We start from the raw sequence: 16,062 nt of genomic DNA, 5'->3' as shown, positions 1-16,062 counted from the left end.
TTGGTGGGAGGGCGGGCCGCCGCCGTGGTGTGGTGCGGGGGTGGGTCAGCCGGTGTTGCGCAGTCCGGCGGCGACGCCGTTGACGGTGAGCAGCAGCGCACGGGCGAGGACCGGGTCGGGCTCCTCGCCGCGTTCGGCGGCGCTGCGCTGGCGGTCCAGCAGCGAGACCTGGAGGTAGGAGATCGGGTCCAGGTAGGCGTCGCGGATGTGGAAGGTCTGCTTGAGGACGTCGTTGGAGTCGAGGAGTTCCTTCTCCCCGGTGACGCGCAGGACCTCGGCGACGGTGAGTTCGTGCTCGGCCTTGATGACGTCGAAGACGTGCTTGAGCTTGTCGGGGACGAGGGTGTCGACGTAGTGCTGGGCGATCCGCAGGTCGGTCTTGGCCAGCGTCATGGTGACGTTGGACAGGAAGTTGCGGAAGAAGTGCCAGTACTCGTGCATTTCGTCCAGGACGCTGTCGAGTCCGGCCTCGCGGGCGGCCTTGAGGCCGGTGCCGACGCCGAACCAGCCGGGGACGATCTGGCGGGACTGGGTCCAGCCGAAGACCCACGGGATGGCGCGCAGTCCGTCGAGTCCGGCGCCGGAGTCGGGGCGGCGGGAGGGCCGCGAGCCGAGGTGGAGTTCGGCGAGCTGGTCGACGGGGGTGGAGGCGAAGAAGTACGCGGGCAGGTCCGGGTCTTCGACGAGGCGGCGGTAGGCGCCGTGGGCGGCGTCGGAGACGGTTTCCATGGCGGCGTCCCAGCGGGCGAGGGCCTCGTCGGACTGCCGGGGGGCGGTGTGCAGGGCGGAGGCCTGGAGGGTGGCGGCGACCGTCAGTTCCAGGTTCTCCCGCGCCAGGGACGGGACGAGGTACTTGTCGGAGATGACCTCGCCCTGTTCGGTGACCTTGATCTCGCCTTCGAGGGTTCCGTAGGGCTGGGCGAGGATCGCGTCGTGGGAGGGGCCGCCGCCGCGGCCGACGGTGCCGCCGCGGCCGTGGAAGAGGCGCAGCCGTACGCCGTGCCGGTGGGCGACGTCGCGCAGCAGGCGCTGGGCGCGGTGGATCTCCCACTGGGAGGTGGTGATGCCGCCGAACTTGGAGGAGTCGGAGTAGCCGAGCATGACCTCCTGGACGTCGCCGCGCAGGGCGACCAGGCGCCGGTAGGAGGGGTCGGCGAGCATCTCGTCGAGCAGCTGGTCGGCGATCTTCAGCTCGTCGGTGGTCTCCAGGAGCGGGACGATGCCGATCTTGGCCCAGCCGGCGTGCAGGTCGATCAGGCCGGCTTCGCGGGCGAGGACGGTGGCGGCGAAGACGTCGTCGGAGCCCTGGCACATCGAGATGATGTAGGACTCGACGACCTCAGGGCCGAAGGTGTCCTTGGCCTTGAGGATGGTGCGGAAGACACCGAGCGTCTTGGCGCCGGCCTCGTCGAGCGGTGCCGGGGTGGGGGCCAGCGGGCGGCGGGAGCGCAGTTCCTTGGCGAGGAGCTTGCGGCGGTAGTCGCGCGGCATGTCCACGTAGCGCCAGGACTCCTCGCCGAGGCGGTCGAAGAGCTGGCCGAGGGCGTGGTGGTGCGCGTCGGCGTGCTCGCGGACGTCCATGGTGGCGAGCTGCAGGCCGAAGGCGGCGATGGTGCGCAGGGTGCGCTCCAGGCGGCCGTCGGCGACCAGTCCGCCGCGGTGTGCGCGCAGCGAGGTCTGGATCAGGGCGAGGTCGTCGAGGAGCTCCACGGTGCCGAGGTAGTCACGGCCGGGGACGTGGGGGGTGTCGCCGGCGAGGCGTTCGCGGGTGTTGACGAGCTTCTGCCGGATGCAGGTCGCCTTGAGGCGGTAGGGCTCCTCGCTGTTCAGCCGCTTGTAGCGGGGGCTGATCTCGGGGAGGAGGTCGAGGTCGCGCTGGAGGGAGGCCAGCAGCTCGTCGGTGGCGCCGCAGTTGCGGATGGAGTTGGACAGCGCGCCGCGCAGCTCGTCGACGTGCTCCAGTGCGTCGGTGATGCCGTGCTCGTGCTGGAGGAGCAGGACGTCCCAGGTGACCTGAGGGGTGACGTTGGGGTTGCCGTCGCGGTCGCCGCCGATCCAGGTGCCGAAGGTGAGCGGGCGGGTGCCGGCGGGCAGCTCGGTGCCGGCCCGCTCCAGCTCGGCGGCGAGGTCTTCGAGGACGTCGCCGACCGCGCCCCGGCCCAGCTCGTCGAGGTAGTAGATGGCGTTGCGGGCCTCGTCGGTGGGCTCGGGGCGGGCGACGCGCAGCTCGTCCGTCTGCCAGATGAGGTCGATGTTCTCGGCCAGGCGCAGGTCGGCGCGGCGGCGCTCGCCGTCGGGGCTGTCGAGCAGTTCGGCGACCTTGCGGAGCTTGGTGAGGACGGAGCGCCGGGCGGCCTCGGTGGGGTGCGCGGTGAAGACGGGGCGTACGCCGAGGTTGCGGGCGGTCTCGCGGAGGTGCTCGGGGTCGGCGTCCTTGAGCATGTCGGCGGTGCGGGCGAGGATGCTGCCCTCGGCGGCGCGCCTGGCGCCCAGCTCCCGGCCGCGGTGGACCTGCTCGGTGACGTTCGCGAGGTGGAAGTACGTGGAGAAGGCGCGCACCAGCTTGGCGGCGGTGGCCAGGTCGGTGTCGCCCAGGAGCCGGGCCGCGGCTTCGCCGTCGGACCGGGTCAGGGCGCGTACCCGCTCGACCAGGTCGAGCAGTTCCTGTCCCTCTTGTCGGACGAGGGTCTCGCCGAGGAGATCACCGAGGCGGCGGATGTCGGCACGCAGGGCGACGTTGTCGCTCGGGCCGGCTTCGGGGCCTTCGATGGACACGATCTCGGCCGGAGTGTTGTCGGCACTGCTCACAGGTGCGGCTCCTTGCAGCGATCAGGGACGTCGCACCGCGACCCGTGGGAGGGGTCGGGACGGGCGACGGGGTGGGCAGGTCTGATGCGGGCGGGTTGCGGACCGCGCTGTCCGACGTCCCCAGGATAGGTCTGCCCAGCTTCGGCAGATCACACCGTCCGCTGTGTGGGCACTGCGTCACAGGTGGGAGGGTGTGGCGCCTGTCACGGCCTTGCCCGTGGCGGCGGCACTGCCATACTTACGAGACCGTAGGTTACGGTCCCGTAGCCGTAGCCGTGCCCCCGAGCCCCCGACGAGGGACACCATGACCGCTGGTCCTGAAGCCGTAGAAGATCCACCGATTCCTGCCGATTCCGCCGTCGGTCCGTCCGCCGGTACTCCGTCCGCGACGCTGGGCGGCGAGCAGCGCAGGTCGCTCGAACAGATCACGCTCCTGCTGTTCATCACCGTCCCGTTCGTGGCCCTGGTGGCCGCGGTGCCACTGGCCTGGGGCTGGGGGGTGAGCTGGCTCGATCTGGGGCTGATGGTGGCGATGTACTACATCGGCTGCCACGGCATCACGATCGGCTTCCACCGCTACTTCACGCATGGCGCCTTCAAGGCGAAGCGGCCGCTGCGGATCGCGCTCGCGATCATGGGGTCGCTGGCCGTGGAGGGGCCGCTGGTGCGCTGGGTGGCCGACCACCGCAAGCACCACAAGTTCTCCGACGCCGAGGGCGACCCGCACTCTCCGTGGCGCTTCGGCGAGACGGTGCCCGCCCTGATGAAGGGCCTGTGGTGGGCGCACATCGGCTGGATGTTCGACGAGGAGCAGACGCCGCAGCAGAAGTACGCACCGGACCTGATCAAGGACAGTGCGATCCGTACGATCTCCCGCCAGTTCGTGCTGTGGACGGCGGTGTCGCTGCTGATCCCGCCGCTGGTGGGCGGCCTGGTCACCTGGTCCTGGCAGGGTGCGCTGAGCGCGTTCTTCTGGGGTTCCCTGGTCCGTGTCGCGCTGCTGCATCACGTGACGTGGTCGATCAACTCCATCTGCCACGCGGTCGGCAAGCGCCCCTTCAAGTCCCGGGACCGTTCGGGGAACGTCTGGTGGCTGGCCGTCCTCTCGTGCGGTGAGTCCTGGCACAACCTGCACCACGCGGACCCGACCTGCGCCCGGCACGGGGTGATGAAGGGGCAGCTGGACTCCAGCGCCCGCTTGATCCGCTGGTTCGAGAAGGCGGGCTGGGCGTATGACGTCCGGTGGCCGGATGCGTCCCGTCTCGATGCCCGACGCGCGGAGAAGGCCGCCGGGGGTGCCTCCCGGCGGTAGCCGGGAAGGCATGATTGACGGGTGGCGATCGACGACAGCAGTACCAGCGGCAGCAAAAGCAAGTCTTCCTCCGCGGGGACGCGGCGGGCCCGCAGGGTCCGGATGACCGGTGCGGAGCGCCGGGAGCAGCTGCTGGACATCGGTCGCACGCTCTTTGCCGAGCGGGGCTACGAGGGCACGTCGGTGGAGGAGATCGCGGCGAAGGCCGGGGTGTCCAAGCCGGTGGTCTACGAGCACTTCGGCGGCAAGGAGGGCCTGTACGCGGTGGTCGTGGACCGCGAGATGCGGCAGCTGCTGGACATGGTGACGGGCGCGCTGACCGCCGGCCATCCCCGCGAACTCCTCGAACAGGCGGCTTTCGCGCTGCTCGACTACATCGAGACCTTCACCGACGGTTTCCGCATCCTGGTCCGCGATTCCCCCGTGGCCCAGTCGACGGGCACCTTCGCCTCCCTCATCAGCGATATCGCCACCCAGGTCGAGGACATCCTGGGCCTGGAATTCAAGGCCCGCGGCTTCGACCCGAAACTCGCCCCGCTCTACGCACAGGCCCTGGTCGGCATGGTCGCCCTGACCGGCCAGTGGTGGGTCGACACCCGCAAGCCGAAAAAGGCCGAGGTCGCGGCCCACCTGGTCAATCTTGCCTGGCACGGCCTGGGCAACTTGGAGGCGAAGCCTCGGTTGATAGGGCATCGGAAGAATTGAGGGTGCGCGGGGCGGGGCTGGGGGCGGGGCTCCTCGGGCCGGCGGGGCGGTGGGGCAGGCGCCTGCGGGCCGAGTGCCGGGCGTCTGCCATGGCATCCCGACGGCAACGCCTCAGCGATGACGACTCCCCGGTGATGCCTCAACGGCAGTGCCTCACATGGCGATCCGCCTGTTGATCATCGTCTGACACACTGGTCGGCCGCCGCCATCACCGCGCCTCACCAGGAGCCACGAGACGGTGATCCGGGTACGCGAGGGTGGGGACCTGCGGAACGAGGCGAGCCGGACCAGGAGCAGTAAACCGAATGACCGAGATAACGTTCTGCCTTTCCCGGGAAGAGTTTGCGCAGCAATTCACCGCACTGCCCGAGCACGAGGCATGGGGAGCCCTGCAAACGGGAAATGGGCGGATCGCCGCCGAATCACCACTGGCCCGCATTCATCGCCTCGGCGGTAGTGACGACCACGAGCCGGCCTTCGCCCTCACGGCCGCAGAGCCCACCCATACCCTGTGCACCGTCGTCCCTCAGGCCGGCGCCGCCGAGTCGCATACCGCATATACGGTGCATGACGGATCCGGCCGCTTCATCGGCCGGATCATCCACGAGCGTTCCCCACTGGGAATCCGCCAGGCGTGGCGCATCGAGGACGCGGCCAAGCAGTACAGCGCGGTCGCCTATAAGGGGACTATCCGCGGCTGGATCGCCTATTGGGCGATCTCGCCGTTCTGGGCCATCATGGCCCTGATCTTCCTCCTCAATGGCGATGTGCGTCCCGGCGGTTCACTGTGGAGCAAGCCCCACCGCGCCCGCTGGCGCATGCGGGCCGGCGGCGGCCCCAGGAAGGCTGCCCTCGATTTCAACACCGGCCGCTACCGGGCGGGCAGCGGGCAGCTGGACATGAACCTCATCCATGCGCAGGCCGTGCTGTACGGCGCGTAGCGCCGATAGAGCACCGAATCGAAGCAGGAATTACGGAGCGAGAAATGTCCGAGGTCACGTTCGGCATCACACGGAACGACGCTGCGAAGGAGTTCTCCGCGTTGCCGGGGTGTGAGGCATGGGGGATCCTGCACCCGGGACGGACCGGGAAGATTGCCCCCGGCCCGGCGCTGGCCCGGGTTCATCACCACATCACCAGTTCCGAGCAACAGCCGGCCTTCACGCTTACGACCGCTGCAGAGCCCGCACACACCCTGTGCACCATCGCCCCTCAGGCCGGCGCCGCTGCCCAGCAGACCGTCTATGCAGTGCATGACGGATACGGCCGATTCATCGGTCAGGTGACCCACGAACGTTCCCCCCGAGGAATGCGTCAGGCGTGGCGCATAGAGGACGCGGGCGGGCAGCGCAGCATGACCGCCTATAAGGGGAATATCCGCGGCTGGATCGCATATTGGGCATTCTCGCCCTTCTGGGCCCTTCTTGCGTTGCTGAATCTGCTCAACGGCGATACGCATTCGAGCTGGTGGCTTTGGGGCAAGCCCCGCCGCGCCCACTGGCGCACGCGAGCCGGCGACGGGCCGCGGAAGCCCGCCCTCGACTTCAAGTCCGGCCGATACCGCGCGGATACCGGACTACTGGATGCGAACCTCATCTATGCGCAGGCCACACTGTACGGCGCGTAGCAACGGGCCGGACGCCGCTCCCTTTTCCGCGGAGCACCTCCGTACAGACATCATGCGAATGTTCGATCGTTTGGCGACATTTCCGGCACACCCCACACCCGCTTTCCCCTTTCTTTAATCCATCTTTGCCCCACACCCTCACTTCACATTACCCACCTTTTACCTCCGCGTTTTCACCCCGCCAGGTGATCACGATACGGTGAGCGGATGCGTCGATTCGGGATCGCCGCATCCAAGAAATCGCCGAGCGACGGGGGAATCACGCCATGGCGGCAGACTTCAAAATCGACGTCGAGCGCGTACAGGGGATGCTCAATAAACTCGCAAACGCCGACGATCGTATGCGGGACGCCCAGCAGCGCCTGAACAAGGTGGGCCCGAAGACGCTGGGAACCGACGGCCTCGATGATGCCTGTGATGAATTCCAGGGCCAGTGGGGCGACGGCATCAAGCGCATCGCGGATGCCGCGAAGGATATTCACGAGAAGCTCAAGATGACTCTGGACGCCTATAAAGCGGGCGAAGAGGAAAACGCCAAGATGCTCGGCAAGAAGTAATCACCGGCTCGGCCCGAGAAGCGACTGACAACAGGGGGAAACGCATGTCCTGGCGCAGCATGTTCATCGACGACGACTCGGCCTGGCCCGGGGTCGGATTCAATCCGGCCAAGGGGGATCTCCACGCCATCCAGGCACTCTCCTCGGACGTGAAGTCCGTGGGCGACGAGCTGGATGAGCTGGACCATCTGCTCAAGGCGGTCGGCAAGAGTGACGGCGCCTGGGAGGGCGAGGCGGCCCGGAACTTCGCCAAGAAGCTCGGCGAACTCCCCAAGTACCTCAAGCAGGGCAGCGAGTCCATGCACGACTGCGCCAAGGCGCTGCGCGGCTGGCACGGCCATCTGCAGGGATTCCAGGAAAAGGCCGGGAAGATCGAGGCGGAGGCGGCGTCGGCCCGTAAGCAGGCGGAGTCGGACCTCGATCACTACAACGACGTGTACCAAAAGTACGCGCCGTACTTCGGGCAGCCGATGGAGCCGGCGGCTGCCAAGCGGATGGACAACGAGATGGACGCGGCCAAGGAGAAGGCCGACCACTCCAAGGACAAACTCGAGGACCTCATCCGCGAGGCCGAGCGGATCTACGCGCAGTGGAAGGACCGGGCCGGCGAGGCCGAACGCGCGATCCTGAAGGCCTCGGAGAACCACCCGCCGGACCTCCACTGGTGGAGCAAGGCGATGGACGGGCTCAAGGCCGGCTTCCGGGCATTCACGGACTGGCTGGTCGAGAACGCGGATCTGCTGTCGACCATCTCGTCCGGCCTGGCGGCTGCCGCTCTGGCGTGCCAGATCATCCCGGGCGTCGGCACGGCGGTGGGCACGGTGCTCGGCGGCGCTTCCGCAGTGTTCGCGGCGGGCGCCATGGCGGGCCACTGGATCGGCAACGCACGGGGCAACGGCACACCGGGGTGGAAGATCGGGCTCGATGCGCTCGGCGTCGTTCCTGGTTTCGGCGGAGCGATCAAGGCAGCGAAGGGCGGTTGGGCTGCGGCCGCCAGAGCTGAGGCCCAGTTCGGCGGAAAGCTGGCGGGGGCGGCCAAGGCACTCGGGCCGGGGAACATCGTCAAAAGTACCCCCTCGGGCATGGCTGAGGCCCTCTCCGACGGCCTGGGCCAGAAGGGGATCAACTGGGTCTCCAAGAAGTTGATCAAGACGGAGCTTCCAGGCGCCCCCACCCAGTTGATCCTCAAGACGGGCTCCACCCTCAATGGCGCCTATCACCACCTCGCCGATGGCGGCGAGACGAAGACCCAGGCGCCGGGCCCGTCCGGCGCGAAGTTCCATCAGACGCTGGCCGCCTGAGGGCTGAGGGGAACGAGAAGTGTCGTATCCGTCCGCCCCCGCCGAAGCAGCGGCCACCACTCCGCCTTCGGCTCCGAAGCGGACCCGGCTGAACATCGGCTGGGTCATGCCGCCGTTCGTACGGGAACTGCCCGTGGACGCGCCCGACTACGAGACCGGCGCGGAGCAGTTGTACACGCTGGTCACCGATCTGATGCCGGACCGGTCGGACGAGGACCGGTTCCGTTTCGCGCTGGCGCTCGGGTCACAGATGGACCTGATGCTGGAGGCCAATGTCATCTACGCCGGGCTCTGCCTCCTCGAAGTGGAGGGCCGTCCGAGCGGTTCCACCATCGTCGTCAGCCAGATCGAGCACGAGAGCGACGACGACGAGGAACTCCTGCGCACCACACAGGAGACGCTGGAGCGGACCCACCCGGACGACGACTACCAGCGCGTGGACCTGCCCTGCGGGCCCGCTCTCAGCCGCATCGGCGCATCGGGCTTCATCATCTCCGCGCAGTGGTCCCCCACGGGTCAGGAGGTGGCGGTCCAGCAGTCCCAGATCCAGGTGTACATCCCGCTGCCCGGAGCACGCGAGATGCTGATCTTCGCGCTCGACTCCCCCTCCAGCGAGGACTGGGATCTGCACTCGGAGCTCTTCGCCGAGATCCTCAAGACCATCGACTGGGGTACCGACCAGGAGGTCGAGGACTACCGGGCCATGCGGCAGAGCGCCCCGGCCGCGGTCGAGCCGACGGACGGAGTGAAGCAGGAGCTGTATTGGCATTCCAGCAGGCTGATGGATGCCGTAGCACTGCACGGCAGCATGGGCGGCGGGCAGGTCACGTCCGTGACGTGTGCGGAGTGCTGGGCCAAGGGCCTGCGGTCCGCCTGCTCGGCACGACACGGCTGGTCCATCGGCAGCGTGATGAACGGCGATCTCACGCTTGCACTGCCGAGGGCCGTCGCCGCGTTCGCGTCGCGCGGATGGCAGACGGAGACGGAAAGCGGCGGGAATCACGCCCGTGTATGGGCCGAGGACGAGGCGCCTGAGCAATCGGCGGGTTATGCGTTCACCGCCTCGGTGGACATCGAAGCCGGCACGTTCACGGCCGAGGTGACTGCCCCGTGTACCCGCGCCGCTGCCCCTACTGATTCCCTGTTTGGTTAAGAGGAGCTGAGAATGATGCGGGCCGATCTGGAGCAGAAAATCCCCGCGGTACTGCCCGCAGGCGAGGTCTATCTGGGCGGGTTCACCACGTCGCGCTCGCCCTATGCCACCGGTACGGGTGGCTGCGACGTGCCGGACAAGCGACGGCCCCGGGTGCTGGCCGACGGCCGGTCCAGTTCCGGGGATTTCCTGGGAAAGTTCGGGGAATTCGTCTTCCGTTTCCTGACCGCCGACTTTTCGTCGCCCAGTCAGTTCGACAAGGTGACCGATCCCGCCAAGAGGGCCAAGGCGCAGAAGAGGAAGAAGACGTTCTTCGGCGGCTGGGACAGCCTGGCCGGCCAGTGGCTGGCGGCAGCTCAGCCGCGGGCCAAGGTGGGTGTCGTGGTCGCGGTCGCGCTCACCGAGAGAAACTTCCACTTCGTGTACGCGCAGTACAACCGCTGGAACGGGAAACTGGACGAGGCGATCGAACTGGGTCCGAGTTTCCGTCGGGACTGCCTGTCCTGGACGCGGCTGACCGGCGCCCATGACCACGACGTGCAGCTCGGTTTCTCCGACGGCTCGTGGGGGACGCTGTTCGGTCCCGACACGGAGGAATGCGCGAAGTTCTTCCCGCACACCCTCGGCAAGCGGGACCCCATCCCGTAGCTCGAAATCCCGTAGCTCAAAGGCCGCAAATCCCCTGGACGCCCAGCTGGAGCCGGCCCGTGCCGGCCTCGGACCGGTAGTCGCCACGCGCGGCGAGCTGGATGTGGTCGAGGCCGGTGATCACGGCGCGGGTCACCTCGGAGGGGGAGAGTCGGGGCGCGGCCGCGGGGGTGGCGGCCGACGGTGGGCGGGGGGCGTCAGTGTGCCGTGGGCTTCTGGGCGACGGCGAAGATGCGGCGGAAGGGGAAGACCGTGCCATGGCGGCCCGTGGGGTAGGCCTTGCGGAGGGCTTCGCGGTATTCGGCGAGGAAGGCTTCGCGGGCGGCCGGGTCGTTCTCCAGGGCGGTGAGGACGGGGCGCAGGGCGGTGCCCTTGACCCAGTCGAGGACCGGGTCGTCGCCCTCCAGGAGCTGGACGTAGGTGGTTTCCCATACGTCGGCGGCGCAGCCGAGGTCGGTGAGGCGCTCCAGGTAGGCGGCCGGTTCGAGGATGTGGATGAAGCGGCGGCCGTGGGTGTTGAGCCGCTCGCGCCACTGAGGGGCGTCGCACAGCTCGCCGAGGAGGGCGTGGCTGGGTGAGGTGAAGTTGCCGGGGACCTGGAAGGCGAAGGTGCCGCCGGGGGCGAGGGCCTCGATCCAGCGGGCGAAGGAGTCCGGGTGGTTGGGGACCCACTGCAGGGCCGCGTTGGAGACGATCAGGTCGTAGGTCTCCTCGGGCGTCCAGTCGGCGGCGTCGGCGGGGGCGAAGTCGAGGTGGCCGCCGCCCGGGGTGGGGCCGGCGTAGGTCTCGGCCTCTTTGAGCATGTCCGGGGAGTTGTCGAATCCGGTGATGTGCGCGTCCGGCCAGCGGGTGGTGAGCTGGGCGGTGACGTTGCCGGGGCCGCAGCCGAGGTCGGCGATGCGGGCGGTGCGGTCCTGCCGGGGCAGGTCGGGTATCCGGTTGAGCAGGTCGTGGAACGGACGGGTACGGTGCCCGGAGTGGCGGAGATATTGCTGCGGATCCCAGGTTGGTGCGTCGTGCATGTTCGAAACCCCTTTGCCGATGCAGGGCTGACACAAGGCTGGCACGGTCTGGTTCGGGCCGTCTCGGCTGGAAACCGAGCCCCCGCCGACGATGCCCATAGTCCAGCGAAATATATCTCGACGTCAAGAGACTTCATGTCGACAGACCCTCTACACTGATCGTCATGGAGGACGAGGTCGACCGACTGGTCGCAGCATGGCGCCGCGAGCGCCCGGACCTCGACGTGGAGCCGCTTGAGGTCCTCAGCCGCGTCTCCAGGCTGGCCAGACACCTTGACCGGGCCCGCCGTATCGCCTTTTCCGAGGTGGGCCTGGAGCCGTGGGAGTTCGATGTACTCACCGCGCTGCGGCGCGCCGGGGCGCCGTACCAGCTCTCCCCCGGGGCGCTGCTGACGCAGACACTGGTCACCTCGGGGACGATGACCAACCGCATCGACCGGCTGGCCAAGAAGAACCTCGTCGAGCGGCTGCCCGACCCCAGCGACCGGCGCGGAGTGCTGGTCAGACTGACCGCGGAGGGCCGCGACAAGGCCGACCGGTCACTGGCCGGACTGCTGTACCAGGAGCGCGCCATTCTCGCCGAGCTGTCCCGACAGCAGCGCAGTGAACTGGCCGGACTGCTGCGGCAGTTGACCGGGCCGTTCGACAACACTCCCGGATAGCCGCCCAGGGACGCCCAGGCGCGTCGCGAAGGCAGCTCCGCACCGGCGTGCGACCGGTTGGCGCACCGCATTTGGCGGCGCGCTAGAAGGTGGCGCGCGCCCCCTGAATTCGCGTGCGCCCCTCGCCATCCCTGTCCCCTTGCCCGCCGCTCGCCCCGTGGGCTTGGATCGCGCCATGAGCCAGCAGCGCGCACCGCATCCGGCGAACGGCCCGTACGGCAGGCGGTTCGAGGGCCGTACGGTCCTGGTGACCGGGGCCGCCGCCGGGATCGGGGCGGCCACCGCCGACCGGCTGGCGGCCGAGGGCGCCGGGGTGCTGCTGCTGGACATCGACGACGCGCGCGGCGAACACACCGCGCGGCGCATCCGGGCGGCCGGCGGCCGGGCCTCGTACGAGCACTGCGATGTGGCGGGCGAGGACGACTGGCGGCGGGCCGTCGAGGCGGCGCGGCAGCGCTACGGCCCGGTGGACGGGCTGGTCAGCAACGCCTTTGTGCCGTCTGTGGCGGCCGCCGACCGCACCCCGCTGGCGGACTGGGACCGGCAGCTCGCGGTCAATCTCACCGGTTCGTTCCTGGGCGTACGCGCCGCCCTGGCGGATCTGCGGGCGCGCGGCGGCGCGGTGGTGCTGACCTCGTCCGTGCATGCCCTGGTCGGGCTGCCGGGACGGCCTGCCTACGCCGCGGCGAAGGCCGGACTGACCGGTCTGGGCCGTCAACTGGCCGTCGAATACGGGCCGGAGGTGCGGGTCAACAGCGTGCTGCCGGGCCCCGTGCTGACGGCTGCATGGGACGGGATCGGCGAGGAGGAACGGCAGGCCAGCGCCGCGGAGACGGCGGCGCGGCGGCTGGGGCGGCCCGAGGAGATCGCCGCGGCCATCGCCTTTCTGCTCTCCCCCGAGGCGTCCTTCGTCACCGGGGCGAGCCTCGTCGTCGACGGCGGCTGGAGCGTGTACAAGAACTCCTCGTGAGCCGGTTCTGCTGACGGCGGGGCCGCGGCGCCCCGCCCGGGCCTCGATCCGTAGGGGGATCCATGGGCATCCATTTCGGCGGCGACTACAACCCCGAGCAGTGGCCCGAGGAGGTGTGGGCCGAGGATCTGAAGCTGATGAAGGCGGCCCGTGTCACCCTGGTCACCGCCGGGATCTTCTCCTGGGCCAAGGTCGAACCCCGGCCCGGGGCATGGGACTTCGGCTGGTTCGACCGGGTCATGGACGGGCTGGCGGGCGCCGGTATCGCCGTCTGTCTGGCGACCATGACCGCCTCACCACCACCGTGGCTCTCCCGCGCGCACCCCGAGATCCTGCCCGAGGACGCCGACGGCCGGCGGCGCTGGCCCGGCGCCCGGCAGCACTACTGCCCCTCCAGCCCCGTCTACCGCGCCCACGCCGTACGCCTCGTCGAACAGCTCGCCATCCGCTACGCCGGCCACCCCGCGCTCGCCATGTGGCACATCGGCAACGAATACGGCTGCCACACCCGCCACTGCTACTGCGAGGTGTCGGCCGACGACTTCCGGCGCTGGCTGCGCGAGCGGTACGGGAGCGTCGACGCGCTCAACGCCGCCTGGTCGACGGCCTTCTGGTCACAGGCGTACGGCGACTTCGACGAGGTGCTGCCGCCCCGCACCGCGCCCACCTTCCCCAACCCCGCACAGCAGCTGGACTATCTACGCTTCGGTGACGAGGCACTGCGCGCCTGCTACTTGGCCGAAAAGGCGGTGCTGGAACGTGTCACCCCGGGAATTCCGGCCACCACCAATCTGATGCCGCAGCACAAGCCGGTCGATGCCTTCGCCTGGTCGTCCCATATGGACGCGATGGCGCTGGACTTCTACCAGGATCCACATGTGCCCGACGATCACGTCCGGGCCGGATATGTCTTCGACCTGATGCGCTCGGCGCGTTCCGGGCAGCCCTGGATGCTGCTGGAACAGGCGCCGGGCGCGGTCAACTGGCGGCCCCGCAACGGTCCCAAGCCGCCCGGTGCGATGCGGCTGTGGAGCTGGCAGGCCGTCGCCCAGGGCGCGGACGCGGTGCTGTTCTTCCAGTGGCGGCAGTCCCTGGGCGGCGCGGAGAAGTTCCACTCGGCGATGCTGCCGCACGGCGGGACCGACACCCGCGTCTTCCGTGAAGTGTCGGAGTTGGGACGGGAGTTGGCGTCACTGCCGGGCATCGAGGGGACCCGGTCACGGGCCGGGGTGGCGCTGCTGGCGGACTGGCACAGCTGGTGGGCGCTGGAGCTGGACTCCAAACCGTCGACCGCGCTGGACCACTCCCGTATCGCGCTGGATCACTACCGGCCGCTGTTCGAGGCGGGTGTGGCCTGCGATGTGCTGCCGCCGCAGCGCGACCTGTCCGGCTACCGGCTGGTCGTGGCGCCGAACCTGTATCTGCTCACCACGCGGGATGCCGAGCGGCTGGCCGCCTATGTACGCGACGGCGGGCAGCTGCTGGTGTCGTTCTTCTCCGGGATCGTCGACGCGCACGACCGGGTGCACCCCGGCGGCTACCCGGCGCCGCTGCGGGCGCCGCTGGGGCTGCGGGTGGCGGAGTTCTGGCCGCTGGAGGCGGGCCGGTCGGTGGCTGTCGACGGAGATTACGCGGGGCAGGCGGACCTGTGGTCGGAGGCCCTGGACCTCGAAGGGGCCGAGGCGCTCGCCCACTTCACGGACGGGGAGCTCGCCGGATGGCCCGCGGTGACCCGGCACTCCTACGGGCGGGGCACGGTCTGGTACGTCGCCACCCGGCTCGAACCGGCGCTGATGCGGGCGCTGCTGGACGAGGTCCGCGCGGCGGCCGGTGTGGAGCCCGTACTGCCGGGGCTGCCCGCGGGCGTCCAGGCCACCGTCCGCGAGGGCGCCGGCGGACGCTATCTCTTCCTCCTCAACCACGGGACGGAGGCGGCCGAGGTCGGGCTGCCGGCGCCGCTGCGGGATGCGCTCGCGGCGCGCGGCACGGCCGGGGCCGGGGCCGTCGACCGGATCACGCTGGGGGCACGGGGCGTGGCGGTGCTGACGGAGCCGTAGGGCGTGGCGGGTGCGTGGCCGTGCTGACGGAGCCGTAGAGCGCGCCGGGGCGTGCCCGTGCTGTGAGGAGCCATAGGGCCTGCCGGGGACGTGCCCGTGCTGTGGCGGAGCCGTAGGGCCTGCCGGGTCCCTGCCCCGATCCGCCGGACCGGCGCCAGGAGCCCGCGGCGGGCTCAGGCCCCCAGCCGTCCCCCGGGTCCCGTGCCGCTCACGGCACCGGCACCGAGGCCGCCGCGGCCGCCGCCTCCAGCTCGACCGGGCCGACGCCGGCCCGGCGGGCCAGTGCCACCGCCGCGAGGGTGGAGTGCACCCCGAGCTTGCCGAGCACGTTCTGCATATGGGTACGGACCGTGTGCGGCGAGAGGAACAGCCGCTCGGCGACCGCCTTGCGGCCCAGGCCCGCCACCATGCACCGCAGCACCTCACGCTCGCGCGGGGTCAGCGACTCCACCAGCCGCTCACTCTCCGAACGGTGCTTGCGGGCGGCCGTCAGCTCCCGCAGCACACCGGTCAGCAGCGCGGGCGGCAGATGCGTCTCGTCGCGGAGGACACCGCGGATGACGGCGAGCAGCCGGGAGAGCGAGCAGTCCTTGGCGACCCAGCCGGAGGCACCGGCCTGCAGGGCGGCGGCCGCGCGGCGCGGATCGTCGCGGTCGGCGAGGACGACGGTGCGCAGATACGGATGGCTGGTGCGCAGGCCGGAGACCAGCGCGATGCCGTCCCGCGGCACGGCGCGCGGCACGGTGTCGCGGGCGGCTCCCTGTGCGGGCACCGCGAGCAGCGGCGCGGCGAGGTCGGCGTCGGCGAGCAGCACGTCGAAGCGGTGGCCGTCGGTGGCCGCCCGGTCCAGATTGCGCAGGGCAGCGGGGGCGCTGCCCGCGGCCGCGACGTCCACGTCCTGTTCCGCGGCGAGCGCGGCCGCCAGGGATTCGGCGAAGATGCGGTGGTCGTCGACCACCAGAACCCGGATGCGTTGCACAGAGACCCCCTGTCTCGGTGAACGGACCATAGCGGGCACGGCGCCCGAGTTGAAGATCGCCTCAGCCGCACGGCCGCCGCCGTGCCGACTTTGCTACCCCACCCCGGGCGCCGTACCCGAACGGTCTCGCCCCCTGATCGGCACCGGCCCCCACCGGTGCAGGCTCCCAGCGTACGGACGGGGTGCGGCGAGGGAAGGTGATTGGCGAAACTGCTTCCCCCGCCGGGCTGTTCGGCGCCTGTCCGGTGGCTTCACGCCGTC

General features: G+C 69.9%; 14 protein-coding genes. 11 read left to right on the top strand and 3 right to left on the bottom strand.

Annotation, left to right across the window (positions count from 1 at the left end; translation table 11 throughout):
- Positions 1-45: 45 nt before the first annotated feature.
- A complete protein-coding gene (gene ppc, locus STRNI_RS25355; protein WP_018091061.1) occupies positions 46-2,808 on the bottom strand; it encodes a phosphoenolpyruvate carboxylase in 2,763 nt (920 codons plus the stop codon).
- A 304-nt stretch (positions 2,809-3,112) separates the two neighbouring features.
- Here ppc and STRNI_RS25350 point away from each other — a divergent pair, with 304 nt between their 5' ends.
- The 8 genes from STRNI_RS25350 to STRNI_RS25315 all read left to right on the top strand — a co-directional run bounded on the left by STRNI_RS25350 (position 3,113) and on the right by STRNI_RS25315 (position 10,111).
- Complete coding sequence (locus tag STRNI_RS25350) at positions 3,113-4,120, top strand: acyl-CoA desaturase (RefSeq protein ID WP_274736133.1); 1,008 nt, start codon at positions 3,113-3,115, stop codon at positions 4,118-4,120.
- A gap of 21 nt (positions 4,121-4,141) precedes the next feature.
- Positions 4,142-4,825 (top strand): TetR/AcrR family transcriptional regulator, encoded by a 684-nt coding sequence (locus tag STRNI_RS25345; protein ID WP_018091063.1) that lies wholly within the window; start codon positions 4,142-4,144, stop codon positions 4,823-4,825.
- 305 nt (positions 4,826-5,130) lie between these two features.
- Positions 5,131-5,766, top strand: coding sequence for a hypothetical protein (locus tag STRNI_RS25340; protein ID WP_277412068.1), 636 nt, complete (start codon positions 5,131-5,133; stop codon positions 5,764-5,766).
- A 44-nt stretch (positions 5,767-5,810) separates the two neighbouring features.
- A complete protein-coding gene (locus tag STRNI_RS25335) occupies positions 5,811-6,452 on the top strand; it encodes a hypothetical protein (RefSeq protein WP_277412067.1) in 642 nt (213 codons plus the stop codon).
- Between the two features lie 266 nt (positions 6,453-6,718).
- Positions 6,719-7,009, top strand: a complete 291-nt coding sequence (locus STRNI_RS25330; protein WP_018091066.1) for a WXG100 family type VII secretion target — start codon at positions 6,719-6,721, stop codon at positions 7,007-7,009.
- Between the two features lie 44 nt (positions 7,010-7,053).
- A complete protein-coding gene (locus tag STRNI_RS25325; protein WP_018091067.1) occupies positions 7,054-8,310 on the top strand; it encodes a putative T7SS-secreted protein in 1,257 nt (418 codons plus the stop codon).
- Between the two features lie 19 nt (positions 8,311-8,329).
- Positions 8,330-9,463: a hypothetical protein gene (locus tag STRNI_RS25320; protein WP_266449974.1), complete on the top strand. Its 1,134-nt coding sequence runs from the start codon at positions 8,330-8,332 to the stop codon at positions 9,461-9,463.
- A 12-nt stretch (positions 9,464-9,475) separates the two neighbouring features.
- Positions 9,476-10,111: a hypothetical protein gene (locus tag STRNI_RS25315; protein WP_277412066.1), complete on the top strand. Its 636-nt coding sequence runs from the start codon at positions 9,476-9,478 to the stop codon at positions 10,109-10,111.
- Positions 10,112-10,308: 197 nt separating this feature from the next.
- Here STRNI_RS25315 and STRNI_RS25310 read toward each other — a convergent pair whose 3' ends face one another.
- A complete protein-coding gene (locus STRNI_RS25310) occupies positions 10,309-11,133 on the bottom strand; it encodes a trans-aconitate 2-methyltransferase (RefSeq protein WP_159488024.1) in 825 nt (274 codons plus the stop codon).
- 164 nt (positions 11,134-11,297) lie between these two features.
- On the opposite strand from STRNI_RS25310, the gene STRNI_RS25305 reads away from it, so the two are divergent.
- From STRNI_RS25305 to STRNI_RS25295, 3 genes are all read left to right on the top strand, one after another.
- A complete protein-coding gene (locus STRNI_RS25305) occupies positions 11,298-11,795 on the top strand; it encodes a MarR family winged helix-turn-helix transcriptional regulator (RefSeq protein ID WP_018091071.1) in 498 nt (165 codons plus the stop codon).
- A gap of 175 nt (positions 11,796-11,970) precedes the next feature.
- Complete coding sequence (locus tag STRNI_RS25300; RefSeq protein WP_018091072.1) at positions 11,971-12,765, top strand: SDR family NAD(P)-dependent oxidoreductase; 795 nt, start codon at positions 11,971-11,973, stop codon at positions 12,763-12,765.
- A 62-nt stretch (positions 12,766-12,827) separates the two neighbouring features.
- Positions 12,828-14,822 carry a beta-galactosidase gene (locus STRNI_RS25295; protein ID WP_277412065.1) on the top strand — a complete coding sequence of 665 codons (1,995 nt, stop codon included), beginning with the start codon at positions 12,828-12,830 and terminating at the stop codon, positions 14,820-14,822.
- Positions 14,823-15,030: 208 nt separating this feature from the next.
- Here STRNI_RS25295 and STRNI_RS25290 read toward each other — a convergent pair whose 3' ends face one another.
- A complete protein-coding gene (locus tag STRNI_RS25290) occupies positions 15,031-15,801 on the bottom strand; it encodes a response regulator transcription factor (RefSeq protein WP_109890274.1) in 771 nt (256 codons plus the stop codon).
- Between the last annotated feature and the right edge of the window lie 261 nt (positions 15,802-16,062).

It is taken from the genome of Streptomyces nigrescens (assembly GCF_027626975.1).
Lineage (GTDB): Bacteria > Actinomycetota > Actinomycetes > Streptomycetales > Streptomycetaceae > Streptomyces > Streptomyces nigrescens.
The sequence above is the reverse complement of the archived record's forward strand: the minus strand, read 5'-3'. Positions and strand labels throughout refer to the sequence as shown.